We start from the raw sequence: 20,519 nt of genomic DNA, 5'->3' as shown, positions 1-20,519 counted from the left end.
CGTTCCGCTATGCCGCTTCCGTCCGATCCCCGATGCGCCAAGGAACCCGATGTCGCAAGCCACCCGTATCCTGCTGGCGCTGGTCGCCGGCATCGCGCTCGGCATCGCCGCGGTCGCCGCCGACCGGCGGGTGGCGCTGGCGGCCGTCACCGTCACCCAGCCGATCGGCGAGGCGTGGCTGCACGCACTCCAGATGGTGATCGTGCCGCTGATCGTCGGGCTGCTCGTCACCGGCATCGCCGCGACCGCGGAAGCGGCGCGCGCCGGGCGGATCGCAGGGCGGGCGGTGGCGCTGTTCGTGGTGGTATTGTGGTCGACGACGCTGATGTCGGCGGCGGTGATGCCGCTGCTGCTCGACCTGTGGCCGCTGCCGCAGGCGTGGTCGGCGGCGTTGCGCGCGGCGCTGACCGAGGTGCCGGCGACGGGCAAGGTGCCGACATTGGTCGATTTCTTCAACACGATCGTGCCGACCAACATCGTCGCGGCGGCGGCGGGGGATGCGTTCCTGCCGCTGACCGTGTTCACGCTCGCCTTCGCGTTCGCGATCACCCGGCTGGAGGCCGAATCGCGCGAGCGGCTGGTCGGGCTGTTCCGCAGCATCACCGATGCGATGCTGGTCATCATCGGCTGGGTGCTGAAACTGGCGCCGATCGGCATCTTCGCGCTCGCCTATGGCGTCGGCGCGCGGACCGGCGCGGCGGCGTTCGGGGCGCTGGTGCATTACATCGTGCTCGTCTCGACGATCGGGTTCATCGTGATGCTGGCGGGCTATGGCGTCGCGCGGTTCGCCGGCGCGGTGCCGCTGGGGCGGTTCGCACGCGCGGTCGCGCCGGCGCAGGGGATCGCGGTGAGCACGCAATCCTCGCTCGCCTCGCTGCCGGCGATGCTGAAGGGGTCGGAGGCGATCGGCGTCGCGCCGGCGACGGCGGGGATCGTGCTGCCGGTGGCGGTGGCGATCTTTCGCGCGACGAGCCCGGCGATGAACCTGGCGGTGGCGCTGTACGTGGCGCACTGGCTGGGGGTGGCGATCGGGCCGGGACAGCTTGCCGCGGGGGTGGCGACGGCGGCGATCACGACGATGGGGTCGGTGTCGCTGCCCGGCACGATCAGCTTCTTCGCCAGCGTGGCGCCGGTCGCCTTCGCGATGGGGGTGCCGATCGAGGCGCTGGGCCTGCTGGTGGCGGTGGAGACGGTGCCGGACCTGTTCCGGACGGTGGGCAACGTGACGATGGATGTGGCGGTGACGAGCGTGGTGGGGCGGACCGACGCCAATCCTCCCCGGCACGGGGAGGTGGCAGCCGCAGGCTGACGGAGGGGCAGCCGCAGGCGATATCGCCTGGGGCTGCCCCTCCACCATTCGCGTGCCGCGAACGGTCCCCCTCCCCGTGCCGGGGAGGATTTGCTTACTTCACGCCGTGCATCCACTTCTTGAGCGGCCAGGAGAGGATCAGCAGGACGATGCCGAGCCCGATCGCCCATTCGGCGATCAGGGTGAAGACGCCGTTGTAGGTGTCGAGGCTGACCTTGAGGTTGGTCACCTGTCCGCCGACCGTCTCGACGCTGGCGACCTGCGCGATCATGCCGGCGAAATATTGCGCGACGGAGATCGACAGGAACCACACGCCCATCATCAGGCCGACGATGCGGGCGATCGACAGCTTGGTAATCATGGAAAGGCCGACCGGCGAGATGCACAGTTCGGCGAGGCTGTGGATCAGGTAGAGGCCGGCGAGCCACCAGATGCCGACCTTGAAATCCGGGCCGACGAAGCTGCTGCCCCAGACGAGGAACAGGAAGCCCGCGCCGACGCCCATCAGGGCGATGCCGAACTTGACCGGGATCGACGGCTCGCGACCCGCCGCGGCGAGCTTCGTCCACATCGCCGCCATCAGCGGGGCGAACAGCACGATGAACAGCGCGTTGAACGTCTGCGTCTGCCCGGCCGAGATCGGATAGCCGAAGATGTGGAGATCGGTGTTGCGGTCGGCGAACAGGGTGAGGCTGGAGCCCGCCTGTTCGAACAGGGTCCAGAACACGACGTTGAAGGTGATGAGCACCATCGCCGCCAGCATCATCTGGAATTCGGTGCGGTTGCCCGCGACGAAGCTCCAGATGAGGATGCCGGGCACGGCGATGATGAAGGTGCCGAACAGCAATTTGCCCATCAGGGGAAGCGCCAGCACATAGGCGAAGATCGAACCTGCACCCGCGGTCGATTCCGCGCTGTTCATCAGGTTGACGAAGAGGAGGTAGAAGAGCGGCACGCCGATCAGCGCGGCGGCATAGATGCCGATCGTCCGGTTGGCCGGCTGGCCCGCAGGCTGTTCGCCATAGCCGTTGAGGCGGCCGCCGTCGAACTGCACCAGCATCCACGACAGCAGCATGCCGAGCGCGGCGAGGCCGAAGCCCGCCCACCAGCCGAACCCGTCCCACACGCCGGGGATGCCGACCGCGAGCAGGGGGCAGAGGAATTGCGACAGGAGCGAGCCGAGGTTGATGCCCATGTAGAAGATGGTGAAGCCGCTGTCGCGCCGCCGGTCGCCCTGCGCGTACAATTCACCGACCATGGTCGAGATGTTGGGCTTGAAGAAGCCGTTGCCGACCGAAATCATGCAGAGCGCGATGAGCATCAAGGTGGTGTAGAAGGCGCTGCGTTCGCCGTCCGAGGCGAAGCCCCCCTTGGCCACCGTCCGCTGCGGCTGGCCGTCGGCCCCGAGCAGCGCGACGGTGCCGTCGTCGTTGCCCTTGATCGCGAGCTTCTGCGCGCCGTCGACGACATAGCGCGTCTCGACGCCGTTCACCCGTTCGACCGCCACCTCGTAGCGCTGGCCGTCGATCGTCGCATAGGGTTTGGCGGGCTGGCCGCCGAAGGCGAGCGTGAAATAGCCCAGCGCCATCAGGATCGCGCCGAACTTCACCGCCCGCTTCGAGCCGAGATACTGGTCGGCAAGGTAGCCGCCGACCAGCGGGGTGAGGTACACCAGCGCGGTATAGCCGCCATAGAGACCGGTGGCGGCGCGATCGCCGAACAGGAAATGCTGCGTCAGGTAGAGCGTCAGCAGCGCGCGCATGCCGTAATAGCCGAAGCGTTCCCACATCTCGGTGGTGAACAGCCGGGCGAGCTGGCGCGGATGGCCGAACCACGTCTTTTCGGCCGCTGGATTGACGTGGCTGATGTCGGGCTCGAGGCGGTTGTCCGCCGTCGGAGTGTCGACCATTCGTTACGCTCCCTGATACGCCGGAGCTCGAACGGGCTCCCCGATGATATGGTATCAAGAGTAACGACAAAGCCGCGGCTGTAAATCCCGGGCGGCATGGCTATGTGGCAGCCATGTTCAACGACACCGCCACGCCGCTATCGCTCCTCGCCACCCGCCGCTCGGGCAAACCGCGCGACCTCGCCGCGCCCGGCCCCGATGCGGAGCAGATCGCCCGGATGCTAGAGGTCGCCGCGCGCACCCCCGATCACGGCAAGCTCGCGCCGTGGCGCTTCGTGGTGGTGGAGGATCGCGACGCGCTGTCGCGGCTCATCACCGATGCCTATCGCGCCGAGCGGCCGCAGGCGGCGCGCAGCGAGATCGACTCGCTCGACCAGTTCGCCCGGCAGGCGCCGGCGCTGGTGGTGGTGCTGTCGTCGCCGGTGCTGTCCAGCCATATCCCGCTGTGGGAGCAGGAATTGTCGGCGGGCGCGGCGACGATGAACCTGCTGCACGCCGCACATGCGATGGGCTTTGCCGGCGGCTGGCTGACCGGCTGGCCGGCCTTTTCCACCGCGGTGCGCGATGCGTTCGGCAGCCCGCACGAGCGGATCGCGGGCTTCGTCTTCCTCGGCACGCCCGGTCGGCCACTGGACGAACGGCCCCGCCCGGACATGGCACGGATCGTCGCGCGCTGGCCCGATACGGGACGGCCATAAACAGTTGATGGTGGACCTTTTCGCCGGTTGCTGTATTAAGTCAGCATGACAGCGCTCAGCAACGAGGACAGCCCGGTCTATATCCGGCTGCGGGGAACCATCGCGGCGGGCATCCTGCGCGGCGATTATCGCGCGGGCGACCAGCTTCCCTCGGTCCGCGCCTTCGCCGCGGAACATGGCGCCAATCCGCTGACCGTCGCCAAGGCGTACCAGAGTTTTCAGGACGACGGCTATGTCGAGGTGCGGCGCGGGGTCGGCATGTTCGTGCTGCCCGGCGCGGCGGAAAAGCTGCGCACCGCGGAGCGGGCGAACTTCGTCGAGAACCAGTGGCCGCGGATCCGGGGGTATATCGACCTGCTGGGGCTGGACGCGGCCGACCTGCTGGAGCGCGAGCGGGTTTAAAGGTTCGCGCGAAGACGCAAAGAGGGTATGCTTGCCGCGCCGGCGGCGGGTCATCGCACCGTTGGGACATACGGTGGAAGCCTGCGGCGCAACCTCTTCGCGTCTTTGCAGCTTCGCGTGAACATGCTTGTCAGAACAGCCCGAGCGATGCGACCTCGTCGGTGGTGAGGTCGATGCCGAACATCAGCGACATGCGCATGCGGTAGACGCGGGGATCGGTGATCTCGGCGACGGTGTCGTTGTCGCCGGCGCGGCGATGGTAGCGGCGGTCGGTGAGGCCGGCGAGGCCGTGGGGCAGGACGATGCTGGCGAGCGTCAGTTGCGTGAAGCGGCTCTGCGGGGCGGTCGACGTCCAGTGGTTGGCGAGCGCGAGGTCGGCGTCGAACACCGGCGCCTCGGTGAAGCTGTATTGCGGTTGCCAGCCCTCGCCGGTGCCGCGGCCGTCGGTGGACCCGGCCTCGCCCTTGCGGCTCAACATCCAGCCGTGGTCGGCGTGGCGTTCGAGGCGGAACCACGCGCCGTCGGGCGCCTCCGCCTCCCAACCGTCGGCGAGCGCCATCACCGGTGCATAGCTGCCGCCGAAGCCGGCGTCGGCGATCCAGTCCCGCCCGTCGATCGTCACGAGGCTGAGCGTGTGGGTGAGCGGCGGGGTGTCGGCCACGCCGAGCCAGACGCGGGCGAGCAGCGGGCGAACCTGGAAACCCAGCGCGGCGAGCGCGTCCATGAACAATCGGTTGTGTTCGAAGCAATAGCCGCCGCGGCGGGCGGTGACGAGCTTGGCGAAGACGCCGGCCGAATCGATGGCGATGCCGCGGCCGAGGCGGACGTCGAGGTTCTCGAACGGGATCGACAGGCGGTGTTCGCGCTGGAGCCGGCCGAGGCCCTCCGCATCGGGGGTGACGCGGGCGGGGAGGCCGATGCGGGCGAGATAGGCGTCGAGGTCGAACATGAGCGGGTCTCTACACGGGTTTCGGCGCTGAGGTAGGGGTTTGCGATCACGCCTTCCCGGCACGGGGAGGTGGCGCGGCGTAGCGATGTTGGAGGGGCAGCCAAGCGGCGTCATCGCTTGCGGCTGCCCCTCCACCACCCGGCGTTGCCGGGCGGTCCCCCTCCCCGTGCCGGGGAGGATTGGAATTCATGCCTCCCCCGCCAGGGGGAGGTGGCCGCCGCAGGCGGTCGGAGGGGGAGGTAAGCGGCACACGTCGTGCTTGCGGAGACGCCCCCTCCACCATTCGCCTGCGGCGAACGGTCCCCCTCCCCCGCTGAAGCCAGGGAGGATTCTCAGGCGAAGGCTTCGGCCGGGACTGCGTACAGCACCTCCGCGCTGGCGGTGGCGGCGGCCTTGAGGCCTGCGGCTTCGGGGACGATCTGGTCGAGGTAGAAGCGCACCGCGGCGCGCTTGACCTGGGTGGCCGCGTCGTCGCCGCTCGCGGCGCGCCCCTGCCGTTCCATCAGCCAGCCGCAGGTGGCGACCGCGGTCATCGTCAGGAAGGGGTAGCTCGCCGCCAGCTTGTCGTCGGCATCGGCGGTGGCGAGGCGGCGGGCGATGCCCTCCACCGTGTCGATCAGCGCGACGAGTTCGGGGTGCTGCGCCTCCGCGCGCATGTCGGCGACGAGCGCGGCGAAGGCGCCGCCGTTGTCCAGCGACAGCTTGCGGCCGACGAGGTCGGCGGCCTGGATGCCGTTGGTGCCTTCGTAGATCGGGGTGATGCGCGCATCGCGGAAATATTGGGCGGCGCCGGTTTCCTCGACATAGCCCATGCCGCCGTGGACCTGCACGCCGAGGCTCGCCACCTCGTTGCCGATGTCGGTGCCGTGCGCCTTGGCGAGCGGGGTGACGACCTCCAGCCGGTTCTTCGCCGCCGCATCGCCCAGGCCGGCACGATCGACCTGGCCGGCGGCGTAATAGACGAGCGCGCGGGCGGCCTGGGTCTGCGCCTTCATGCGCAGCAGCATGCGGCGCACGTCGGGGTGGTCGACGATGCGGATCGGCGCCTTGTCCGGCGAGCCGGCACGCGCCGACTGGACGCGTTCGAGGGCGTAGCCGACCGCCTTCTGCGTCGCGCCCTCGGCGATCTGCACGCCCTGCAGGCCGACGTTCAGCCTCGCGTTGTTCATCATCGTGAACATCGCGCGCATGCCGCCATGCTCCGGACCGATCAGCTCGCCGATGCAATCGTCGTGGTCACCGAAGGAGAGGACGCAGGTCGGCGAGGCGTGGAGGCCCATCTTGTGCTCGATCGAGACGACGCGCACGTCGTTGAACTCGCCGGGCGTGCCCTCCGCGGTCAGGCGGAACTTGGGGACGAGGAACAGGCTGATGCCGCGCGTGCCAGCCGGCGCATCGGGGGTGCGGGCGAGGACGAGGTGGACGATATTGTCCGCCATGTCGTGGTCGCCGAACGAGATGTAGATCTTGGTGCCCTTGATCGCCCACTTGCCGTCGCCGAGCGGCCTGGCGGTGGCGCGGAGCGCGCCGACGTCGCTGCCCGCCTGCGGCTCGGTGAGGTTCATCGTGCCGGTCCAGGCGCCGGTGGCGAGATGCGGCAGGTAAAGAGACTGCTGTTCGGGGGTGCCGTGGTGAAGCAGCGCCTCGATCGCGCCGACGGTCAGCGTCGGGCAGAGCGCGAAGCCCATGTTGGCGCTGCCCAGCGTATCGAGCACCGCGGTCTGGATGGCGAAGGGCAGGCCCTGACCGCCGACCTCTTCCGGCACGCCGATCGTGCCCCAGCCGCCCTCGACGTAATCATGATATGCCTTGATGAAGCTTGCCGGCATGTGGACGCCGTCGGGCGACCATTTCGCGCCGACGGTGTCGCCCTCGCGGTTCAAGGGCGCCCATTCGCCGCTCGCGAATTGGCCGACGCCCTCCAGCACGGCATCGACCACGTCGGGGGTGGCGGCGGCGAAGCGGTTCGTGGCGGCGAGTTCGTCGAGGCGGACGACATGGTCGAGCACGAAACGCTGGTCGGCCACGGCGGCGGTGAAGGACATCATTCTCTCCTGAAGCTTACCCCGATATAGGCCGCCGCGATGGCCGATCCAAACCCGCGCGTCTTACCCTACGGCATGGCCGCGATCGACGAGGCGGCGCGGCGAATCACCCGCGGGGAATGCGTCGCGGTGCCGACCGAGACGGTCTATGGCCTCGCCGCCGATGCCGGCGATGCGGCGGCGGTGGCGGGGATCTATGCGGCCAAGGGGCGGCCCGCCTTCAACCCGCTGATCGTGCATGTGCCCGACCTCGCCGCCGCCGAGCGGATCGCGATGTTCGATGCGGATGCGCGGGAGCTGGCGGCGCGGTTCTGGCCGGGGCCGCTCACCTTGGTGCTGCCGCTGCGCGACGATGCGGGGATCGCATCGCTGGTGACCGCGGGGCTGCCGACGATCGCGCTGCGCGTGCCGCGGCATCGCGCGATGCAGGCGCTGCTGGCGGCGAGCGGGCGGCCGCTCGCCGCGCCGTCCGCCAATGCGAGCAACGGCATCAGCCCGACGCGGGCGGCGCATGTCGCGGCCAGCCTCGGCACCCGCGTGCCGCTCATCATCGACGATGGCCCCTGCAAAAGCGGGCTGGAATCGACGATCGTCGCCGGACGGACGATTCTGCGGCCCGGGCCGATCGCGGCGGCGGACCTGCCGTTCGCGGCGGCGCGGCGGCATGGGGATGCGGCGATCACCGCGCCGGGGCAGCTGGCGACGCATTATGCGCCGGCAAAACCGCTGAGGCTCAACGCGCGAGAGGCGCGCCCGGACGAATGGCTGATCGGCTATGACTCTATAATAGGGGACGATACGCTGTCGGCCGCCGGCGACCCGGTGGAGGCGGCGGCGCGGTTGTTCGACGCGCTGCACCGCGCCGATGCGAGTGCCCGGGCGAGGATCGCGGTGGCGCCGGTGCCGATGGAAGGGCTAGGCGAGGCGATCAACGACCGGCTGGCGCGGGCGGCGCATCGGTAGACGCCATATTGTTGCTGCCCTGTCATTGCGAGCGCAGCGAAGCAATCCAAAGCCGGACCAGGACGCCCTGGATTGCTTCGCTGCGCTCGCAATGACGGAAGCAGAGGGCTGGAATAGCCTGTCGATCACGTCGCGCATACGCCGAAACCCCCGGCGGCGCGAAAGGCCGTCGGGGGTCTGGCTTGGCTCGTCCTTGGGGGGGAAGAGCGCGGTCGGTGCCGGCGCCCTTGGGGGGCGACGCCGGACCGAGAGCGGTGGATTACTGGAGCAGCTTCAGCACGCCCTGCTGGCTCTGGTTGGCCTGGGCGAGCATGGCGGTGGACGCCTGGCTGAGGATCTGCGCCTTGGCGAGCGCGGTCGTTTCGGCCGAGAAGTCGGCGTCCATGATCTGGCTCTTGGCCGAGGTGAGGTTGGTGGCGTTGGTGGTGAGGTTGTTCACCGCCGACTGCATCTGGTTCTGCGCCGCGCCGAGCTTTGCCCGGTAGGTGCTGACCGTCTTGATCGCCGTGTCGATCGTGGTCAGCGCGGCGTTGGTGGTGCTCGCCGCGGACAGGTCGATGCCGGTCGAGGCATCGGTGACCGCGGTGATCGTGGTGTCGGCGGTCAGCGTGCCGAGCGTCAGGTTGATCGTGTCGGAGGCATTGGCGCCCGCCTGGATCTTGATCGTGCTGACGGCGCTGGCACCGGTGCCGGTCACCGTGCCCGACGATGCGTCGAACAGCGCGTTGCCGTTGAACTTGGTGTTGGTGAGGGTCGAGGTGATCTGCGTCTTCAGCGCGGCGACTTCGGCCTGGAGATTGGTCTTGTCGCTGGCGCTGTAGGTGCCGCTGGTCGCCTGCACGGTCAGCTCGCGGACGCGCTGCAACATGTTGGTGACTTCGCTCAGCGCGCCTTCCGCGGTCTGCGCCATGGCGATACCGTCATTGGCGTTGCGGATACCCTGGTTCATGCCGCGGATCTGCGCGGTCATGGTGTTCGAAATGGCGAGGCCGGCGGCGTCGTCCTTGGCCGAATTGATGCGGCTGCCGGTCGACAGGCGCTCCATCGCGGTGGACAGCGAGGCGTTCGAAGCATTGGACGCATTGGCGGCGCGGAGCGCCGAGACGTTGGTACCGATGACGGTCATGATGGGATCCTTGGCAGCTGGAGGCGGCACCCCCCGTCACGCGTGCGCGACGGGGGCGCGACGGACAGGATTACTGGAGCAGCTTCAGCACGCCCTGCTGGCTCTGGTTGGCCTGGGCGAGCATGGCGGTGGACGCCTGGCTGAGGATCTGCGCCTTGGCGAGCGCGGTCGTTTCGGCCGAGAAATCGGCGTCCAGGATCTGGCTCTTGGCCGAGGTGAGGTTGGTCGAGTTGGTGGTGAGGTTGTTCACCGCCGACTGCATCTGGTTCTGCGCCGCACCGAGGTTCGCACGATAGTTGCTGATCGTGGCGAGCGCCGTGTCGACGGTGGCGAGCGAGGTGTTGGTCGCGGTCGTCAGGTCGATGCCGGTGGCATCGGTGATCGTGGTGTCGGTGGTCAGCTTGCTGAGCTTGAGGTTGATCGTGTCCGATGCATTGGCACCGGCCTGGATCTTGATCGTGCTGTAGGCGGCGACCGCGGGCGGACCGGTGACGGCGGCGGTGACGGTGCCGGCCGAAGCGTCGAACAGCTTGTTGCCGTTGAACTGGGTGTTGGCCAGCGTCGAGGTGATCTGCGTCTGGAGCGCCGAGACTTCGGCCTGCAGGTTGGTCTTGTCGCTGGCGCTGTAGGTGCCGCTGGTCGCCTGCACGGTCAGCTCGCGGACGCGCTGGAGCATGTTGGACACTTCGCTCAGCGCGCCTTCGGCGGTCTGCGCCATGGCGATGCCGTCGTTGGCGTTGCGGATGCCCTGGTTCATGCCGCGGATCTGCGCGGTCATGGTGTTCGAGATGGCGAGGCCTGCCGCGTCGTCCTTGGCCGAGTTGATGCGGCTGCCGGTCGACAGGCGCTCCATCGAGGTCGACAGCGCGTTGTTCGCCGAATTCGAAGCATTGGCGGCGCGCAGGGCGGAAACGTTGGTGCCGATAACAGTCATGTCGTCATGTCCTTGCAGAATGTCATGGCACCTCACCGCCGCCCCCGGAGCGAAAGGCAGAGCCGCCACCTGATGAAACGACCGATCGGGCGTCCGCTTTAGCGGAAAATCCGGTCGTTCGCGGGTGCCGCCCAGGCGGACGGCACCCGATCACACGGGATTACTGGAGCAGCTTCAGCACGCCCTGCTGGCTCTGGTTGGCCTGGGCGAGCATGGCGGTGGACGCCTGGCTGAGGATCTGTGCCTTGGCGAGCGCGGTCGTTTCGGCCGAGAAGTCGGCGTCCATGATCTGGCTCTTGGCCGAGGTGAGGTTGGTGGCGTTGGTGGTGAGGTTGTTCACCGCCGACTGCATCTGGTTCTGCGCCGCGCCCAGGCTCGCCCGGGTGTTGCTGACGGTGGTCAGCGCCGCGTCGATCGTGGCGAGCGCGGTGTTGTCGGCCGAGGTGAGGTCGACGCCGGCGATCGCGGGCGGGCCGGCGGCGCCGGCGACGGCGGTGATCGTCGCATTGTCGGTGAGCTTGGTCAGCGTCAGCGTGATCGTGTCGGCGGCGTTGGCGCCGGCCTGGATCTTCACCGCGCCCGCCGTGCCGGCGGTGCCGTCGAACAGCTTGTTGCCGTTGAACTGGGTGTTGGCCAGCGTCGAGGTGATCTGCGTCTTGAGCGCGGCGACTTCGGCCTGGAGATTGGTCTTGTCGCTGGCGCTGTAGGTGCCGCTGGTCGCCTGCACCGTCAGCTCGCGGACGCGCTGGAGCATGTTCGACACTTCGCCCAGCGCCCCTTCGGCGGTCTGCGCCATGGCGATGCCGTCGTTGGCGTTGCGGATACCCTGGTTCATGCCGCGGATCTGTGCGGTCATGGTGTTCGAAATGGCGAGGCCGGCGGCGTCGTCCTTGGCCGAGTTGATGCGGCTGCCGGTCGACAGGCGCTCCATTGCGGTGGAGAGCGAGGCGTTCGAGGCATTGGACGCGTTGGCGGCGCGGAGCGCCGAGACGTTGGTGCCGATGACAGTCATGGGTGTCCTCCGATGAGTGACCGGCTGACACCATCCCCCAAGGAAGGCCGAGCCGTCACAGGGGATAACGGCCGCGGCACGGCCGGCTTTAGCGGAAAAATGCGTAGGGCGCGGCAAGGTGGCGCCCCCACTCCCCTATCCGCGCGCGCGTATCGCGGGCGTGGTGCAGGCGCGCGCGTGGTGCGGGCGACGCGCGCCCGGAAATATTTTGCCGGGCGGCAACCGCTTTAACGACGCGTTTACTCTCATTGCCGCATTGGGAAGCTGTCCTTGGGGGATAACCATGCGTTCGATTTTTCCTTCCGCTGCGGTCGTGCAGCGCAAATATGCGCTCGTCTCCGGGCTTCGTGCCCAGGGCTTCGGCGTCGGCTCGTTCGAGTCGGGCCAGCCCGGCCCCGCCGACCTCTTCCTGGTCGCCGAGGGCGAGGTGCCGCCGGCGCCGGCGCGCACCGTCATCATCGGTGATGGCGATGCCCGCCACGTCGTCCCCTCGCGCGACGGCCATCCGGCGCGAATCGCCTTCGGGGCGGCGGACGCGGCGGTCGGCAACGGCTTCGCCCGCGCGCTCGTCGCCGGTCCCGACATGCCGACCGCGGCCGACCCCGAGAGCCTGGCGCTGATGGCGCTCGCCGAGCGCGTCGCGCAGGCGGACATCACCGTGCTCATCAACGGGCCGACCGGCACCGGCAAGGAGGTGCTGGCGCGCGCGATCCACAACAATTCGCCCCGCAAGGCCGGCCCGTTCGTCGCGATCAACTGCGCCGCGCTGCCGGAGACGATGCTGGAGGCGCTGCTGTTCGGCCACCAGAAGGGCGCGTTCACCGGCGCATCGAGCGGCGGCGAAGGCTTCTTCCGCGCCGCGGACGGCGGCACCATCCTGCTCGACGAGATCGCCGAGATGCCGCTGCAATTGCAGGCCAAGCTGCTGCGCGTGTTGCAGGAGCGCGAGGTGGTGCCGATCGGCGCATCCGTGCCGCAGCCGATCGACGTGCGCGTCATCGCCTGCGCCAACCGCGACCTCCAGGCCGAGGTGGCCGCGGGCCGCTTCCGCGCCGACCTCTACTACCGCCTGTCGGTCTTCCCGCTCAGCACCAAGCCGCTCGCCGAGCGGCCGCAGGATATCCCGGCGCTCGCCGCGACGATGATCCTGCGCCATGCCGGCAGCCGCGCGGTGGTGCCGTGGCCGACCGCCGAGGCGATCGAGACGCTGATCCGCCACGACTGGCCGGGCAACGTCCGCGAGCTGGAAAACGTCATCCAGCGTGCGCTGCTGTTCGCCGGCGGCGACACGATCGAGGCGAGCCACATCGTGTTCGACCGGCCGATCAGCTTCACCTTCCAGCATCAGTCGGCATCGGTGACGCCGCTGTTCGCCCCCGCCCCCGCTGCGCCGGCCGAGCCCGCCACCTTGGGCAACGTCGTGCAGATGAGCGAATTCCAGGCGATCCGCGAGACGCTGGCGGCGTGCGGCGGCAGCCGGGTGGAGACGGCGCGCCGGCTCGGCATCTCCGAGCGCACGCTGCGCTACCGCCTCGCCAAGGCGCGCGAGCAGGGTGACGACCTCGCCCGGCCCAGCATGGCAGCCTCCGCATGAGCGGCGTGTCGGGTGTCGGCGGCGCGATGAGCGTCGACCGGGTGATGCAGCTGCGCGCGCAGATCCTCGAACGCAACCAGGCGCTCGCCCGGGCCAGCGCCACCGACAGCGCCGCGCCGACGCAGGGCACCAAGCCCACGAGCTTCGCCGACACGCTGCAAGACGCGCTGAAGGACGTCAACGCCAGCCAGAACCAGGCATCGGCGCTGTCGGAAAGCTACGAACGCGGCGAGACGGTCGACATCGCCAAGGTCATGCTGGCGCGCCAGCAGGCCTCGGTCGGGTTCGAGGCGACGCTGCAAGTCCGCAACAAATTGCTGTCCGCCTACAAGGACATCATGAGCATGCCGGTGTAATCGATGAGCACTGCCCTCGCCACCACCACGCCCTCCGCCCTGCCGGAGAAGTTCGCCAACCCGCTGCTCCAGATCAAGGGTGTGCTCGCCCAGCCGGCGGTGCGCCGCAGCCTGCCGATGGCGATGCTGGTCGCGCTGATCGGCGCCGCCGCGCTCGCCTGGATGACGCTGTCGACGCCGACGCAGAAGACGCTGTTCACCGGGCTGACCGACGCCGATAAGCAGGCGGTCACCGCCGCGCTGACGCAGGCGAGCATCAAGAGCCGCATCGACGAAGGCACCGGCGCGCTGACCGTCGACGAGGACCAGTTCAGCAAGGCGCGGATGCTGCTGGCGGGCCAGGGCCTGCCCAAGCAGGCACCGGGCGGCTATGCCATCCTCGACCAGCTGCCGATGGGCGTCAGCCGCGCCGTCGAGGGCGAGCGGCTGCGCCAGGCGCGCGAGACGGAGCTTGCCCGGTCGATCGAGGATATCGACGCGGTTGCCGAGGCGCGCGTCCACCTGGCGACGCCCGAGGCATCGGTGTTCGTGCGCGACAATGCCGCGCCGTCGGCGTCGGTGGTCGTCAAGTTGCAGGGGGGCCGCGCGCTCAGCCAGGCGCAGGTGCAGTCGATCGTCAACCTCGTCGCCAGTTCGGTGCCGGGGATGAAGCCCGAAAGCGTGACGATCGTCGACCAGATGGGCGCGCTGCTCTCCAAGCCCGGCGGCGTCGGTGCGGACAACGGCAGCGATGCGCGACTGGAGATGCAGCGCAAGACCGAGGACAAGGTGCGCCAGCAGCTCGTCCAGCTGCTCACCCCGCTGGTCGGCGCCGGCAACTTCACCGCGGAGGTGCAGGCCGACATCAACCTCGACGAGACGCAGGCGACCAAGGAAAGCTACGACCGCGCCGGCGCGCTGCGCGCCGAGACGGGCAATTGGACCGGCAATCAGGCGACGACGCCGGCGACGCCCGGCGGCATTCCGGGTGCGCTCAGCAACACGCCACCGCCCGCCAGCCAATTGCAGACGCCGCAGCCCGCCAATGGTGCGAGCGGCGCGCCCGCTGCCGACCCAGCGCCCGTCGCCGGCGGCCCCGCCCCCAACCCCAACAAGCAGAGCGACAGCTTCCAGCGCGCCTACGACCTGGGCAAGGAGGTGTCGGTGACGCGCCAGACGCCGGGTTCGGTCAAGCGCCTGTCGGTCGCCGTGCTGCTGCGCGATCCCGACAAGACGCGCCGTACCGCGATGGAGATCAACCAGATCACCGACCTGGTGAAGAGTGCAGTCGGCTTCGACCAGGCGCGGCAGGATCAGGTGACCGTCATCAGCCGCAAGTTCGCCGATACGTCGGCCGACGCCGCCGGCCCGGCGTGGTATGACAATGCCTGGCTGCCGGTGCTCGCCCGCAACGCCACCGCGATCGTCATCGCGCTGCTCGTCCTGCTGCTCGGCGTGCGACCGCTCGCCAAGGGCCTGATGAAGAAGCGCGACGAGGCGGCGACGCCGGCGCTCGCCGCACCCGACGCCGCGATCGGCGGCGCCAATGCCGAGGGGATCACCGTGCACGAACCGGTCAGCCTCGACCGGCTGGAAGCGTCGCAGACCGTCGACGACCGCATCGGCGCGGTGCGTGGCTTCACCCGCGACAATCCGGCGCGCGCCGCGCTCGCCATCCGCGACATGATCAAGGCCGACGCCAAGTGAACGCGCTTCCCCCCACCCGCAGCTATACCGGCGTCGAGCGCGCCGCGGTGCTGATGATGCTGGTCGGCGAGGACGAGGCCGCCGCCATCCTCCAGAAGCTGGACCCCGAGGAGGTCCGCCAGCTGGGTTCGGCGATGTTCGCGGTCGCCGACGTTTCCGAGCAGGAGATGGAGGACGTGCTCGACGATTTCGTCGGCAAGGCGCGCGAGCGCACCGGCGTGACCTTCGATCCGCGTCCCAAGATCGAGGCGGTGATGAACCGCGCGCTGGGACCGGAAAAGGCGGAAAGCGTGCTGGCACGGATCACTCCTCCGGAGGCGAATTGCGAGCTGGAACTGCTCGACTGGCTGGACGCCAGCGAGATCGCGCAGATGATCGAGAAGGAGCATCCGCAGATCGCCGCGGTGATGATCGCCAACCTCGACCCCACCGTCGGCGGCCAGGTGCTGGAGCTGCTGCCCGATGCGGTGCAGCCCGATATCCTCCACCGGATCGCGCGGCTGGGGCCGATCAACCCCGACGCGGTCGAGACGCTGAAGGCGGTGCTCGCCAACCGTCGCGGCGGGGCGACGCGATCGGGCGGCAACGGCATGACGCTGGGCGGCACGCGCGAGGCGGCGAAGATCCTGCAGGGTGCGCGCAAGGCGACCGAACAGCGGGTGATGCCCAAGCTGTTCAAGATCGACAAGGACGTGGCGAAGGCGATCGAGGAGGCGATGTTCGTCTTCGACAACCTGCTCGACATGGACGACAAGAACCTCGGCACGCTCATCCGCAACGTCGACGGCGACATCCTGTCGCGCGCCCTCAAGGGCGTGGACGAGAATGCACGTGGGCGCTTCCTGGGCTGCATGTCGGCGCGTGCCGCCGACGGCATCCGCGACGAGATGGAGGCGCGCGGGCCGATGAAGCTCGCCGAGGTGCTGGAGGCGCAGAAGGCGATGATCGCCATCGCGCGGGGCCTCGCCAAGGACGGCACGATCGTGATGGGCGCGAGCGACGACGATTATGTCTGAGGCGTTTGCGCACGGCACCGCGCCGCTGCCGGCATCGGGCTTCGTGGCGGGCTTCGCCGCGCGGCACGACACCGCCGCGCACCTGCTCCAGGCCGCCTTCGCGCCGCCGCCGGTCGGCTTCACCCCGCGCGACATGTGGGCGACGCTGGAGCGCGAGATGGCGGGCGAGGCGCGCGCTTCGGGACCCAAGCATTTCAGCCCCGCCGATCGCGGCGGCGACAAGCCGACGCAGGGCTGGGACCCGCTCGACGCCGATGCCGAGCCGAGCGGTTTTATCGATCCGGTCGAGACGGCGCATGCCGCCGGCTATGCCGAGGGACTGGCGGCTGCGGCGGCGGCGGCGCGCGAGAGCGGCGACCGCGACCGGGCGCTGATCGCCGAACTGACGGCGGCGCTCGCCAACGGGCACCAGCTCGACCGCGACCGGATCGCGCACCAGTTGCGCAGCACGGTGCTGTTGCTGGTGAACAAGCTGGTCGGCGAATGCGGCGTGGCGCCCGCGGTGCTGAACGGCCGAATCGAGGCGGCGGCGGAATGCCTTGCCGATGCGAGCGAATCGGCGCTGCTGCGGCTCAACCCCGACGACCTGCCGCTGGTCGACGGTTCGCTGCCCAAGACGATCTTCGCGGCGGGCGACGCCAGCCTGGCGCGTGGCAGCTTCGTGCTCGAAAGCGCCTCGACCCTGGTCGAGGACGGGCCGGACCTGTGGCTCGGCCAGCTGGCCGAGGCGATCGACCGGGTGCCGGTGCCGCCGCTGGATGCGCCGGCATGCTGAACCGGTTCACGGCGGATTACCTGGAGACGCTGGGCGTCGCCGATTTCCGGCCGACGCCCAAGGTGTCCGGCCGGCTCGCCTCCTACGACGGATTGCTGATGGAGGCGGTCGGCCTGTCGCTGCCGGTCGGCACGGTGTGCGAGATCGGCGGCCATGGCGACGCGAAGGTCGAGGCGGAGGTGATCGGCTTTCGCAACGGCCGCACGTTGTTGATGAACCTCGGCGGCCCCGCGGCGCTGCTGCCGCGCGCACCGGTGCGCCCCGTCGGACCGCCGGGCGAAGCGGAGGTCGGCGCGGCGCTGCTCGGCCGGGTGGTCGATGGCGCGGGGCGGCCGATCGACGGTCTGGGGCCGATCCGCGGCGCGGCCAAATGGCCCCTCGCCGGCAAGCTGCAATCGCCGCTGGATCGTGGCCGCGTGCTCGAACCGCTCGACGTCGGCGTACGCGCGATCAACGGATTGCTGACGATCGGCCAGGGCCAGCGCGTCGGCATCATGGCCGGATCGGGCGTCGGCAAATCGGTGCTGCTCGGCATGATGGTGAAGGCGGCCAAGGCCGACGTCATCGTCATCGGCCTGATCGGCGAGCGCTCCAGAGAAGTCGCCGACTTCCTGGAGACCAAGGTGGCGGGCGCCGCCCGCGCGCGATCGGTGGTGGTCGCGGTGCCGGCCAACCATTCGCCCGTGCTGCGCATCCGCGGCGCGCTGCGCGCGACTGCGATCGCCGAAGCCTTTCGCGACGAGGGTAAGAAGGTGCTGCTCATCATGGACAGCCTGACCCGCGTCGCGCATGCCGGGCGCGAGATCGGGCTGGCGCTGGGCGAGCCCGCCTCCGCCCGCGGCTATCCGCCATCCGCCATCGCGATGCTGCCCAATCTGATCGAGCGCGCCGGCACCGACGTCAACACCGGCGGATCGATCACCGCGATCTACACGGTGCTGGCCGACGGCGACGACGGCAACGATCCGGTGGTCGATTCGGCGCGGTCGATCCTCGACGGGCATATCGTGCTCAACCGCCACCTCGCCGAGCGCGGCGTCTATCCGGCGATCGACATCGGCCCTTCGGTCAGCCGCGTGATGACCGATATCGCGCATGCCGATCACCTGCACGCCGCGCGCGTGCTGCGCCGGCACCTTGCCACCTACGAGGAGAACCGCGACCTCGTGCTGATGGGCGCCTATCGCCCCGGTGCCGATCCCGCGATCGATGCCGCCATCGCGGCGCATCCGGCGGTGATGGAATATATCAAGCAGGGTGCGGGCGAGACGGTAGGCCTGGCCGATGCCGTCGCCGAACTGACCGGCGTCTTCGGTGCCTGACGCGAAGAAGCTCGCGCGCATCCACCGCGTGCGGACGCTGCAACTGGGGCTGACCCGCGCCGAGGAGGTGCGGGCGCACGAGAAGTTCGCCAGCGAATCCAACCTTCACCGCCGCATCCAGGCGCTGGCCGATGCGGTGTCGCCGGCGCCCGACACGGTGGCGAGCGCCGCCTCGCTCGGCGCGCAGGCGCATTTCCGCGAGCGGCTGCACCAATCCTCCGCCGCCGCGCAGGCGCGCGTCCAGTCCGCCGAAATGTTCGTCAACCGCGCCGCCGAAGCGACGCGCGCCGCCAAGCGCGACCAGTCCGCGATCGAGAAGCTGCTGGACCGCGCCAGGATCGCCGCGCTCGCCAAGGAGATGCGCGCGCTGGAGGAAACGCCGCCCGTCTCCCCGCTGAAGGCAAAACGGCACGATCCTTGCTGATCGTCGGGAACAGAGATGTTCCGACGAGACGCCCCGATGATCGATATCAGCTTCGCCTTACTGCCTACCGTGCCCGGCCAACCGGCCAAGGGCGCGTCCGCGGGCGGTGGCGAGCTGTTCGCCTCGTCGCTGCTGGCGGCGGTGGCGCCGGCCGACGCCATCCCCGCCCCAGACCCCGTACCGGGTGAGGCGATCCGGCAAACGCTTGCCGCACCCGGCATGGCCCTGCCGACCGACGCTGCCGCCGCGGTCGATCCCGCGCTGGCCTGGTTGCCGGCGGTGAATATCGCGGTTCCTGCCCCGCTCGATGCGCCGGTGCCGGCGATGGCGGTCGCGGCGGAGCTGCCCGATGCGCCTGCCACCGAACGGACAACGGTCGGCCTGCCGACGCCGATCGCCGCGGCGCCGCTGGCCCGGCCGGCGACGGCGGCTGTCGGCTCCGCAGCGGTTGCGTCCATTACGCCGGAACCGGTTGCTGCGGGCGCTGCGCCTGCACTGCCGAACAGGGGGGCTTCGGCACCAACGCCCGCGCCGCAGCGGCGGCCCGACGAGGCCCTGCCCCCGCCGGCCGGGACGATCGCGACCAACGATCCCGCGCCGAGCGAGGCGAGCACGCCGCCGTCACACGCCGCGCCCACGATGGATGCCGCTGCCAAGCCGACCCAGCCGCGCCAGGCGCCACGATCGGAAGCGGCCTCGCCTGTCGATGCCGAGCGCAGCACCGCACCGGTTTCGCCTCCGGACGTGCAGGCGGCCGCGCGGCCAGCCGACACCACCGTAACGCCGCCGACCGCGGACGTGCCGCCTGCCCTGCCTGTTACGCCGACGCTTCTCGCACCGGCGAGCACAGCGGCCGCCATCGAGATCGCTCCGCCGGCAGAGGCGCCGATCCGGACGAGGAGCGGCGAAGCGCGACACGCGCCGATGCACGCGGCGAAGGATGTGCAGCCGGCGCAGGTCGCCGTCTCGCAAGCCTCTGCGCCGCAGGACGAAGCGCCCGCCGAAACGGAACCTGCCGACCTCGACGCGAGCGACGAGGCTCCGCTGCCGGTGCCGTTGTCGGCGCCGATGATCGACACGGCGGTCGCTCCGGCGACGATCGCGCCGCGGGATGCGGCGGCGCCGCCGGTACGCACCGGTGACACGACCAGAGCGATGGTGTCGCCCGCTGCCCCGCGGGCACGGAGCGCCGCGCCGGTTATGCCAGCCCCGACCGTGCTGGCGGCGGATTCCGTGCAGCCGATGGCCGACGCTGCTGCGCCCGTGCGTCAGACCGCTGCGGTCCAGCGTAACGGGGCTATGACCGTGCCGGCGGATACCGCCGCGCCTGTTCCGTCGCCGATTCCCGCCACGGTCGCAGCGGCTCCGGCGATGCCGGTCGATGGCGTGGCGGCCACGACGGCCCCGATGCCGGCTGAGATTGCGCCGGCGGCAGCCTCGCCCGATCGCGTCGCCGCGCCCCTGCCGTTCGTTCCGACGGACGGCAGCGCGCCGGCCCCTGCGCGGCCGGTCGCCGACACGCGCACGGCCCGGCCGGTGCGGGGCAGCGCGAAGGCGGCGGCCGCTGTCGACCTGGCGCCGTCTGCTGCCACTGCATCGCCGGTCGGCGCCGCTGCCGCGCCTCGTATCGCCACGCCAGCGCCTGCCATTGTCACCGCACCGGTGATCGCCGTCTCTGCGCCCGTCCCGGTCGCGCCGGTGGCGGCGGATACCCCGCAGGATGGCGACGCCGCGACGCCGGCCGTGGCGGCGCAGCCCCGCGCCTTCGTTCGCGAGGTGCCGGCCGCGGCGCGGCAGACGGTGGCGCTGGCTCCGCAGGCCGCAGCGCCGTTCCAGCCGGCGGCGGGCGTCACCGCACCGGCGGCGCAGGTGTTCGGCGCGGCGATCCATGCCGCGCGCGGCAGCGACGAGCGCAAGCCCGCCGAGCCTGCCGAACTCTCGCCCGCAGCCGCGGCCGCACCGGTGGCGCTGCGCAGCGCCGCCGCGATCGCAGAACACA

The 20,519-nt window shown here is 70.1% G+C and carries 17 protein-coding genes and 1 pseudogene; 12 read left to right on the top strand and 6 right to left on the bottom strand.

Translation table 11 applies throughout. The features are described from left to right. Window positions 1–49 precede the first annotated feature (49 nt). Window positions 50–1,309: a dicarboxylate/amino acid:cation symporter gene (locus ACTZQ5_RS10805; RefSeq protein WP_443585198.1), complete on the top strand. Its 1,260-nt coding sequence runs from the start codon at window positions 50–52 to the stop codon at window positions 1,307–1,309. Between the two features lie 94 nt (window positions 1,310–1,403). Here ACTZQ5_RS10805 and ACTZQ5_RS10800 read toward each other — a convergent pair whose 3' ends face one another. Further along, window positions 1,404–3,218 (bottom strand): peptide MFS transporter, encoded by a 1,815-nt coding sequence (locus ACTZQ5_RS10800; RefSeq protein WP_443585197.1) that lies wholly within the window; start codon window positions 3,216–3,218, stop codon window positions 1,404–1,406. A gap of 113 nt (window positions 3,219–3,331) precedes the next feature. On the opposite strand from ACTZQ5_RS10800, the gene ACTZQ5_RS10795 reads away from it, so the two are divergent. Together ACTZQ5_RS10795 and ACTZQ5_RS10790 are read left to right on the top strand one after the other, a co-directional pair. Then, the gene (locus ACTZQ5_RS10795; protein ID WP_443585196.1) at window positions 3,332–3,916 is read left to right on the top strand and encodes a nitroreductase family protein; all 585 of its coding nucleotides are present in this window, start codon (window positions 3,332–3,334) and stop codon (window positions 3,914–3,916) included. A gap of 45 nt (window positions 3,917–3,961) precedes the next feature. Next, window positions 3,962–4,318 carry a GntR family transcriptional regulator gene (locus ACTZQ5_RS10790; RefSeq protein ID WP_443585195.1) on the top strand — a complete coding sequence of 119 codons (357 nt, stop codon included), beginning with the start codon at window positions 3,962–3,964 and terminating at the stop codon, window positions 4,316–4,318. Between the two features lie 130 nt (window positions 4,319–4,448). Here the strand turns inward: ACTZQ5_RS10790 and ACTZQ5_RS10785 are convergent, their stop codons facing one another. After that, entirely contained in the window at window positions 4,449–5,267 is an 819-nt protein-coding gene (locus ACTZQ5_RS10785) for an arylamine N-acetyltransferase family protein (protein ID WP_443585194.1), read from the bottom strand. Between the two features lie 332 nt (window positions 5,268–5,599). Continuing rightward, window positions 5,600–7,315: an acyl-CoA dehydrogenase family protein gene (locus ACTZQ5_RS10780; RefSeq protein ID WP_443585193.1), complete on the bottom strand. Its 1,716-nt coding sequence runs from the start codon at window positions 7,313–7,315 to the stop codon at window positions 5,600–5,602. 36 nt (window positions 7,316–7,351) lie between these two features. Between ACTZQ5_RS10780 and ACTZQ5_RS10775 the strand changes: the two genes are divergently transcribed. After that, entirely contained in the window at window positions 7,352–8,275 is a 924-nt protein-coding gene (locus ACTZQ5_RS10775; protein WP_443585192.1) for an L-threonylcarbamoyladenylate synthase, read from the top strand. 259 nt (window positions 8,276–8,534) lie between these two features. Here ACTZQ5_RS10775 and ACTZQ5_RS10770 read toward each other — a convergent pair whose 3' ends face one another. The 3 genes from ACTZQ5_RS10770 to ACTZQ5_RS10760 all read right to left on the bottom strand — a co-directional run bounded on the left by ACTZQ5_RS10770 (window position 8,535) and on the right by ACTZQ5_RS10760 (window position 11,347). Next, the gene (locus tag ACTZQ5_RS10770) at window positions 8,535–9,401 is read right to left on the bottom strand and encodes a flagellin N-terminal helical domain-containing protein (protein WP_443585191.1); all 867 of its coding nucleotides are present in this window, start codon (window positions 9,399–9,401) and stop codon (window positions 8,535–8,537) included. Between the two features lie 70 nt (window positions 9,402–9,471). After that, entirely contained in the window at window positions 9,472–10,335 is an 864-nt protein-coding gene (locus ACTZQ5_RS10765; protein ID WP_443585190.1) for a flagellin N-terminal helical domain-containing protein, read from the bottom strand. 160 nt (window positions 10,336–10,495) lie between these two features. Continuing rightward, a complete protein-coding gene (locus tag ACTZQ5_RS10760) occupies window positions 10,496–11,347 on the bottom strand; it encodes a flagellin N-terminal helical domain-containing protein (protein ID WP_443585189.1) in 852 nt (283 codons plus the stop codon). A gap of 283 nt (window positions 11,348–11,630) precedes the next feature. Here ACTZQ5_RS10760 and ACTZQ5_RS10755 point away from each other — a divergent pair, with 283 nt between their 5' ends. From ACTZQ5_RS10755 to ACTZQ5_RS10720, 8 genes and pseudogenes are all read left to right on the top strand, one after another. Then, on the top strand, window positions 11,631–12,941 hold the full coding sequence (locus tag ACTZQ5_RS10755) for a sigma-54 interaction domain-containing protein (RefSeq protein ID WP_443585188.1): 1,311 nt from the start codon (window positions 11,631–11,633) through the stop codon (window positions 12,939–12,941). Next, entirely contained in the window at window positions 12,938–13,297 is a 360-nt protein-coding gene (gene fliE / locus ACTZQ5_RS10750; RefSeq protein ID WP_443585187.1) for a flagellar hook-basal body complex protein FliE, read from the top strand. Before ACTZQ5_RS10755 ends, fliE begins: the two co-directional genes overlap by 4 nt. Window positions 13,298–13,300: 3 nt before the next feature. After that, complete coding sequence (fliF, locus tag ACTZQ5_RS10745) at window positions 13,301–14,983, top strand: flagellar basal-body MS-ring/collar protein FliF (protein ID WP_443585186.1); 1,683 nt, start codon at window positions 13,301–13,303, stop codon at window positions 14,981–14,983. Continuing rightward, window positions 14,980–15,999 carry a flagellar motor switch protein FliG gene (gene fliG, locus ACTZQ5_RS10740; RefSeq protein WP_443585185.1) on the top strand — a complete coding sequence of 340 codons (1,020 nt, stop codon included), beginning with the start codon at window positions 14,980–14,982 and terminating at the stop codon, window positions 15,997–15,999. Before fliF ends, fliG begins: the two co-directional genes overlap by 4 nt. Next, a complete protein-coding gene (locus ACTZQ5_RS10735) occupies window positions 15,992–16,774 on the top strand; it encodes a FliH/SctL family protein (protein WP_443585184.1) in 783 nt (260 codons plus the stop codon). Before fliG ends, ACTZQ5_RS10735 begins: the two co-directional genes overlap by 8 nt. Then, window positions 16,768–18,096, top strand: coding sequence for a FliI/YscN family ATPase (locus ACTZQ5_RS10730; protein ID WP_443585183.1), 1,329 nt, complete (start codon window positions 16,768–16,770; stop codon window positions 18,094–18,096). The genes ACTZQ5_RS10735 and ACTZQ5_RS10730 overlap by 7 nt, the downstream gene beginning before the upstream one ends. Beyond that, window positions 18,089–18,520: a hypothetical protein gene (locus ACTZQ5_RS10725; protein WP_443585182.1), complete on the top strand. Its 432-nt coding sequence runs from the start codon at window positions 18,089–18,091 to the stop codon at window positions 18,518–18,520. The genes ACTZQ5_RS10730 and ACTZQ5_RS10725 overlap by 8 nt, the downstream gene beginning before the upstream one ends. Before the next feature lie 36 nt (window positions 18,521–18,556). Beyond that, window positions 18,557–20,519 (top strand): annotated as a pseudogene (locus ACTZQ5_RS10720) (hypothetical protein); the annotation flags it as partial.

This window comes from Sphingomonas cellulosilytica, from assembly GCF_052321755.1.
Classification (GTDB): Bacteria; Pseudomonadota; Alphaproteobacteria; order Sphingomonadales; family Sphingomonadaceae; genus Sphingomonas.
This window is presented reverse-complemented; position numbering and strand designations above follow the sequence as displayed.

Bases quoted from the DNA above. Each gene is read 5' to 3' on its own strand.
- ACTZQ5_RS10805 (WP_443585198.1), top strand. From the start codon at position 50: ATGTCGCAAGCCACCCGTATCCTGCTGGCGCTGGTCGCCGGCATCGCG.
- ACTZQ5_RS10800 (WP_443585197.1), bottom strand. From the start codon at position 3,218: ATGGTCGACACTCCGACGGCGGACAACCGCCTCGAGCCCGACATCAGC.
- ACTZQ5_RS10795 (WP_443585196.1), top strand. From the start codon at position 3,332: ATGTTCAACGACACCGCCACGCCGCTATCGCTCCTCGCCACCCGCCGC.
- ACTZQ5_RS10790 (WP_443585195.1), top strand. From the start codon at position 3,962: ATGACAGCGCTCAGCAACGAGGACAGCCCGGTCTATATCCGGCTGCGG.
- ACTZQ5_RS10785 (WP_443585194.1), bottom strand. From the start codon at position 5,267: ATGTTCGACCTCGACGCCTATCTCGCCCGCATCGGCCTCCCCGCCCGC.
- ACTZQ5_RS10780 (WP_443585193.1), bottom strand. From the start codon at position 7,315: ATGATGTCCTTCACCGCCGCCGTGGCCGACCAGCGTTTCGTGCTCGAC.
- ACTZQ5_RS10775 (WP_443585192.1), top strand. From the start codon at position 7,352: ATGGCCGATCCAAACCCGCGCGTCTTACCCTACGGCATGGCCGCGATC.
- ACTZQ5_RS10770 (WP_443585191.1), bottom strand. From the start codon at position 9,401: ATGACCGTCATCGGTACCAACGTCTCGGCGCTCCGCGCCGCCAATGCG.
- ACTZQ5_RS10765 (WP_443585190.1), bottom strand. From the start codon at position 10,335: ATGACTGTTATCGGCACCAACGTTTCCGCCCTGCGCGCCGCCAATGCT.
- ACTZQ5_RS10760 (WP_443585189.1), bottom strand. From the start codon at position 11,347: ATGACTGTCATCGGCACCAACGTCTCGGCGCTCCGCGCCGCCAACGCG.
- ACTZQ5_RS10755 (WP_443585188.1), top strand. From the start codon at position 11,631: ATGCGTTCGATTTTTCCTTCCGCTGCGGTCGTGCAGCGCAAATATGCG.
- fliE (WP_443585187.1), top strand. From the start codon at position 12,938: ATGAGCGGCGTGTCGGGTGTCGGCGGCGCGATGAGCGTCGACCGGGTG.
- fliF (WP_443585186.1), top strand. From the start codon at position 13,301: ATGAGCACTGCCCTCGCCACCACCACGCCCTCCGCCCTGCCGGAGAAG.
- ACTZQ5_RS10735 (WP_443585184.1), top strand. From the start codon at position 15,992: ATGTCTGAGGCGTTTGCGCACGGCACCGCGCCGCTGCCGGCATCGGGC.
- ACTZQ5_RS10730 (WP_443585183.1), top strand. From the start codon at position 16,768: ATGCTGAACCGGTTCACGGCGGATTACCTGGAGACGCTGGGCGTCGCC.